This window comes from Nocardioides sp. (genome assembly GCF_024509035.1).
Classification (GTDB): domain Bacteria; phylum Actinomycetota; class Actinomycetes; order Propionibacteriales; family Nocardioidaceae; genus Nocardioides.
The window spans coordinates 1-6092 of the sequence record NZ_JANINT010000131.1 but is presented as its reverse complement, the minus strand read 5'-3'; the positions used below and the strand labels follow the sequence as shown (position 1 = coordinate 6092).

The window sequence follows — 6092 nt, the reverse complement described above, 5'->3', positions numbered from 1 at the left end:
AGCGGATCCTCGGGCTGCCGCGCGACGACCGGTGGCAGACCATGGCCCGTGCCTCGCTGCGCGACGACCTGCACGACGTGCACACCCAGCTCACCGCGCAGGTGCTCGCGACGACCTCCCCGGACGACCCCGCGCCCGCGCGGATCGCCGCCTGGGAGGAGGCCGACGGCGCGCTCGTGCCGCGGGCGGCCAGCACGCTCGAGGAGATCTGTGCCGACGACGCGGCCGACCTCGCCCGGCTCTCGGTCGGGCTGCGGGTGGTCCGCGGCCTGATCGCGACCGGCTGAGGCCTGTCGGAAATGGCCCGGCCCCTCGGGACAACCCCCGAGGGCGGAGGGTGCATCTGGAGGGTATGGACGCACTTGCGGCTCGGGCCGACGCCGGGACACCGGAGGCACGGGTGACCACGGAGGACTTCGACGACTTCTTCCGGGCCACCTGGCCGCGGCTGTTCCGCACGGCGTACGCCGTCGCCGGCGACGCCGGATCGGCCGAGGACGCGCTGCAGGCGGCGTACGCGCGCGCCTTCGCACGCTGGGGCCACGTGAGCAGCACCGAGCACCCCGAGGCGTACGTGCGGCGGATGGTCGTCAACGAGGTGCTCGGCACCCGGCGGCGGGGCTGGTGGAAGCGGGAGCGCCCGCACCACGACGCCGAGCCACCGGGAGCCCACGACGGGCCCGAACCGGGCGTCGTCGAGCGCGACGCCGTGTGGGCGGCCGTGCTCGCGCTGCCGCCACGCCAGCGGGCCGTCGTCGTCCTGCGGTACTACGAGGACCTCTCCGAGGAACAGATCGCGGAGGTGCTCGGCTGCAGCCGCGGCACCGTGAAGTCGCAGGCGTCCGCCGCTCTCACCAACCTCCGCCGCGTCGCGGCCGCGCTCGAGGGAGACCAGTGATGACCACCGACCTACGTGAGGTCCTGCACGAGCGGCTCCACCTCGTGGAGCCCCCCACCGGAGACCTGGCCGCCGTCCGCCGCGACGGGCGACGGCTGCGACGCCGCCGCCAGCTGTCCGCCGGCGGCGCGGCGCTGGGCGTCGTCGCCGCCGGCACCGCCCTCGTCCTCGTCCTCGGCGGCGGAGACGCGGTCGACCAGGGGGAGCGCGGCCTCGACCCGGTCGGGCAGCTCGACTTCTCCCACGGCCTGCGGGCCTACGCCGACCCCGGCTTCGTGATCCACCTGGGCGGACGCGAGTTCCCCGCCCACGACCTGGACTACCTCGACACCGACGCCACGGCCACGCCGTACGGCGTGGTCTTCTACGACGACGGGCACCCGATGCTGCTCGAGGAGTCGGGGGAGTTCCGCGACCTGGAGCCGGGTGCGCCCGGTGGTGGCGGCCACCCGACGGCCAAGGTCGACAGCCGGGGTGCGCTGGTCGCCTACGCGGTCGGCACGGACGACGGGCTCGAGGTGGTGGTCCGTGATCTCGCGAGCGACGACGTCCTCGGCCGGCACACCGTGCCGCACGGCACGGTGATCGACGCCCTCGACGACGGGGTCGTGTTCCTCCGCACCGGCGGCGGCACCACGTCCTGGGACGCCGCGACCGACCGGGTCGAGGAGGTCGCCGGCCCGCGGACGAGGGTCGCCGACGTGCGCAACGGCGTGCTCCTCTACGACGGGCCGCGGCCCGACGGGCCCGGCGCCACGCGGTACCGCCTGGTCGAGGGCGCGATCGACGCCCAGCTCACCTACGACGGCTCGCACGTCCTGTCCTGGTCGAGCACGCTCGAGTCGACCGACGGCGGCGCGCCGATCGTGCTCGACCAGGAGGCGACGTTCTTCGCGATCGACACCGACGGCTCGATCCTCGCTGCGCAGTACGGCCACCCGGCCACGGTCTACGACTGCGAGGTGCCGTCGGGGACCTGCACCGAGCTCGGCCCGCTCACCACGAAGGGCGGGGATCCGGCCTTCATCGGTGTCGACATGTAGGAGCCGCTAGCCTCCGGGAGTGTGACCGACCTTTCGCGCACGGGCGTGGCCGAGACAGCACGACGGGTGGCGGGCGGGGAGATCTCCGCGCGCGGCGTGGTGGAGCAGGCGCTGGCGCGCATCGAGCAGCGCGACCGCGGGCTCAACGCCATCTCCCAGCTGATGGTCGACGCCGCGATCGCGGAGGCCCAGGAGCGTGACGAGGCGCTGGCCACCGGCGACCCGGTCGGGCCGCTGCACGGCGTACCGATCGTGATCAAGGAGGAGATCGACGTCGCCGGCACGGTGACGACGTTCGGCGGCGACGCCAACGTCACGCCCGCGGCCGCCGACGCCGAGGTCGTGCGCCGGCTCCGCGCGGCCGGTGCGGTGATCGTGGCCAAGACGACCATGCCGGAGTTCGGCGCGTTCCCCTTCACCGAGTCCGCCTCGCGTGGCGTGACCCGCAACCCCTGGGACCCCTCCCGCACGCCCGGCGGCTCCAGCGGCGGCACCGCCGTGGCGGTCTCGGCCGGGATGGTGCCTGCCGGCATGGGCGGCGACGGGGGAGGGTCGATCCGGATCCCGAGCGCCAGCTGCGGACTCTTCGGGCTCAAGCCCCAGCGCGGCCGGGTGACGACCGCCCCGCACGCGCACCTGTGGTGGGCGCTCGGCACCGCCGGACCGCTGACCCGCAGCGTGCTCGACAGCGCGATCGTCTACGACGCGATCCGCGGCAACGTCGAGGGCGACCTCTACACCGCCGGCGGCGAGGAGCCGTTCGTGGCGGCCGCGCAGCGCGAGCCGGGACGCCTGCGGATCGGGTGGACCACCAAGCCGGTCACGCTGGGCGTCCGTCCCGACCCCCTGCACGTCGAGGCCGTCCGCGACACCGCGCGGCTGCTCAGCGACCTCGGCCACGACGTGCGCGAGGTGGACCCGCGCTATCCCGACCCGACCACGGCGTTCGTGCCGCAGTTCTTCGCCGGCATCCGCGCGGAGGCCGACCTCGTCGAGCACTTCGACCGGCTCGAGCGGCGCACCCGCGAGACCTACCGCCTCGGCTCCTGGGTGACGCCCAAGGTCATCGACGCGGCGCTGCGCGCGACCGAGCAGGTCGCGACCAAGGCCAACCGCGTCTTCGACGAGGTCGACGTCCTGCTCACGCCCGCGATCGCCCACCGCCCACCACGGGTCGGGCGGCTCGACGGCGTCGGCACGGTGCGGGCCTCGCTGCGCGCCATGCCGGCCATCGCCTACGCCGCGCTGTGGAACGTCGCGGGCAACCCGGCCGCCTCGGTGCCCTGCGGCGTGGCCGCGGACGGCCTGCCGGTCGCCGTGCAGCTGGTCGGTCGCACGGAGGACGAGGCGACGCTCTTCTCGCTCTCCGCCCAGCTCGAGGCGGCGCGGCCCTGGCCGTTGCTCGCCGGCGACGGGAGGTGAGCGCCGCGATCGAGGTCGTCGACCTCACGATGACCTACGGCGACCTGCGCGCGGTCGACGGCGTGAGCCTGAGCGTCGCCGAGGGCGAGTTCGTGGGCATCCTCGGGCCCAACGGCGCCGGCAAGACCACGCTGCTGGAGATGATCGAGGGCCTGCGCCGCCCGGTCGCCGGCTCCGCCACGGTGCTCGGTCTGCCGGCGTGGCCGCGCAACCCGGCCCTGCTGCCCCGCATCGGCGTCCAGCTCCAGGCGTCGTCGTTCTTCGACCGGCTCACGGCCCGCGAGCAGATCCACACCTTCGCCGCGCTGTACGGCGTGAGCGCCCGCCGCGCCGACGAGTGGCTCGAGCGGGTCGGGCTGACCGAGAAGGCCGACAGCCGCGTGGAGGACCTCTCCGGCGGCCAGGCCCAGCGCCTCTCGATCGCCTGCGCGCTGGTGCACGACCCCGAGGTGGTCTTCCTCGACGAGCCGACCGCCGCGCTGGACCCCCAGGCCCGGCGCAACCTGTGGGAGCTGCTCTCGGGGCTCAACGACTCCGGCCGGACCGTCGTGCTCACCACGCACTACATGGACGAGGCCGAGGCGCTGTGCGACCGCGTCGCGATCATGGACCACGGACAGGTCCTGGTCGTCGACACGCCGGCCGCCCTGGTCCAGGGGCTCGACGCCCCGACCCGGATCACGCTGGCCGACGGCGAGGTGATCTCGACCCGGGAGCCCGCCGCCGAGATCGCCCGGCTCGCCGGCGAGGGCCGTCTCGACCACCTGCAGGTGCAGACCGGCACGCTCGAGGACGTCTTCCTCTCCCTGACCGGACGGGAGTACCGCGCGTGAGCACGCCGTTCCTCGCCCTGTCGAGGGCGATCCTGCGCGGCTTCCTGCGGGACCGCTCGGCGGTCTTCTTCGCGCTCGTCTTCCCGCTGATGTTCCTCGTGCTCTTCGGCGGGCTCTTCGCCGACCAGTCGGTCGGGAAGGTCGACATGATCGTCGTCGGCGACGTCTCGCTGATCGACGACCAGCCGGAGGGCGCCGACGCCACGTTCGACGCGACCTTCGACGTCACCCGCAGCGACGACCTCGCCGACGCCATCGACCAGGTGCGCAAGGGCGACGCCGACGTCGCAGTGGAGCAGCAGGGCGACACGGTGGTCGCGCACTACACCCAGACCGACCCCGCCCGGGCCGGCATCACCGCCGGCGCCCTGCAGGCCCTGGTCGACGGCACGAACCTCGCGGTGACGGGCGAGCCCCCGACGTACGCGCTGGAGACCCGGTCGGTCGAGGACGAGTCCCTCGACGCGATCCAGTACTACACGCCTGGGCTGCTCGGGTGGGCCGTCGCGATGAGCGCCGCCTTCGGCGCTGCCGCCACCCTGCAGGGTTGGCGGCAGAGCAAGCTGCTGCGCAGGCTCCAGCTCGCGCCGGTCTCGACCCGCACCGTCGTCGGCGCCCGGGTCTCGGTGACCGTCGCCGTCGCGATCGTGCAGCTCGCGATCTTCGTCGGCATCGGCGCGCTGTTCTTCGACCTGACGCTGAGCGGGGCCTGGTGGATGTCGGTGCCGCTGATCGTGGTCGGCACGCTGTGCTTCATGTCGATCGGCCTGCTCGCCGGCGCCATCACCAAGACCCAGGAGGGCGCGACCAACGCCGCGAACTTCATGGTGCTGCCGATGGCGTTCCTGTCCGGCTCGTTCTTCCCGCTCGAGGGCGCGCCGCAGTGGCTCCGGTCCGTCGCGAACGTGCTGCCGCTCAAGCACCTCAACGACGGGATGCTCGACGTGATGGTCCGCGGGGAGCCGTGGACGGCGGGGCTCGTGCCGATGGGCTTCCTGGCCGTGTTCGCGATCGTGGTCACCCTGGTGGCCGCCCGGCTGTTCCGGTGGGAGACGGCATGACACTGCTCCTCCAGACCCCGCTGGCACGCGTACGCCGGCTGGTGGCGCGTCCCCTGGGGCTGGCCAGCCCGCTGGCCGGGCGCACCGTCCTCGTCACGGGCGCCTCCTCGGGCATCGGGGAGGCCACCGCGTACGCCGTGGCCCGCACCGGCGCGACCGTGCTGCTCGTGGCCCGCCGCGCCGAGGAGCTCGAGCGGGTCCGCCGGACGATCGAGGAGGCGGGCGGCCACGCGTCGGCGTACGCCTGCGACCTCACCGACGGCGACGCCGTCGACGGGCTCGTCGAGCAGGTGCTCGCCGAGCACGGGTTCGTGGACTACCTGGTCAACAACGCCGGCCGCTCGATCCGCCGCTCGCTCTCGCTGAGCGAGGACCGGTTCCACGACTTCGAGCGCACGATGGCGATCAACTACTTCGGGCCGGTGCGGCTCACGATGGGCCTGCTCCCGGCCATGCGGGCGCAGCACTTCGGCCACGTCGTCAACGTGCTCAGCTGGGGCGTGCAGATGAAGGCGCCCAAGTTCAGCGCCTACCTCGCCTCCAAGACGGCGCTGGACACGTGGAGCCGGATCGCCGGCCGCGAGACGTACGGCGACGGGGTCACCTTCACCAACATCCGCTTCTCGCTGATCCGCACCGCGATGTCCGCGCCGACCGAGGCGTACGCCGGCCGCGGCGCCAGCCCCGAGAGCGCCGCCGAGCGGGTGCTGCGGGCGCTGGAGGAGCGGCCGCTGACCGTCAACACCGTGGCCGGCGACGTCGGCGAGGTCGTCAACCTCGTCGCCCCGCGACTCAGCGACTGGCTGTTCCACCGCTTCGACCGGATGTTCCCCGA

7 protein-coding genes are annotated in these 6092 nt (G+C 73.8%); all 7 read left to right on the top strand.

Translation table 11 applies throughout. The features are described from left to right. A partial coding sequence (locus Q0L15_RS10670; protein WP_296604238.1) for an NAD-glutamate dehydrogenase domain-containing protein occupies positions 1-287 on the top strand: 287 nt, incomplete at its 5' end. A 113-nt stretch (positions 288-400) separates the two neighbouring features. Then, positions 401-898, top strand: a complete 498-nt coding sequence (locus tag Q0L15_RS10665; protein WP_296604237.1) for a SigE family RNA polymerase sigma factor — start codon at positions 401-403, stop codon at positions 896-898. Continuing rightward, positions 898-1941: a hypothetical protein gene (locus Q0L15_RS10660; RefSeq protein ID WP_296604235.1), complete on the top strand. Its 1044-nt coding sequence runs from the start codon at positions 898-900 to the stop codon at positions 1939-1941. Before Q0L15_RS10665 ends, Q0L15_RS10660 begins: the two co-directional genes overlap by 1 nt. 21 nt (positions 1942-1962) lie before the next feature. Then, positions 1963-3363, top strand: a complete 1401-nt coding sequence (locus Q0L15_RS10655) for an amidase (RefSeq protein ID WP_296604234.1) — start codon at positions 1963-1965, stop codon at positions 3361-3363. Next, complete coding sequence (locus tag Q0L15_RS10650) at positions 3360-4196, top strand: ABC transporter ATP-binding protein (RefSeq protein ID WP_296604233.1); 837 nt, start codon at positions 3360-3362, stop codon at positions 4194-4196. The genes Q0L15_RS10655 and Q0L15_RS10650 overlap by 4 nt, the downstream gene beginning before the upstream one ends. Then, on the top strand, positions 4193-5257 hold the full coding sequence (locus Q0L15_RS10645) for an ABC transporter permease (protein WP_296604231.1): 1065 nt from the start codon (positions 4193-4195) through the stop codon (positions 5255-5257). The genes Q0L15_RS10650 and Q0L15_RS10645 overlap by 4 nt, the downstream gene beginning before the upstream one ends. Further along, a partial coding sequence (locus Q0L15_RS10640) for an SDR family NAD(P)-dependent oxidoreductase (RefSeq protein WP_296604229.1) occupies positions 5254-6092 on the top strand: 839 nt, incomplete at its 3' end. The genes Q0L15_RS10645 and Q0L15_RS10640, both read left to right, overlap by 4 nt.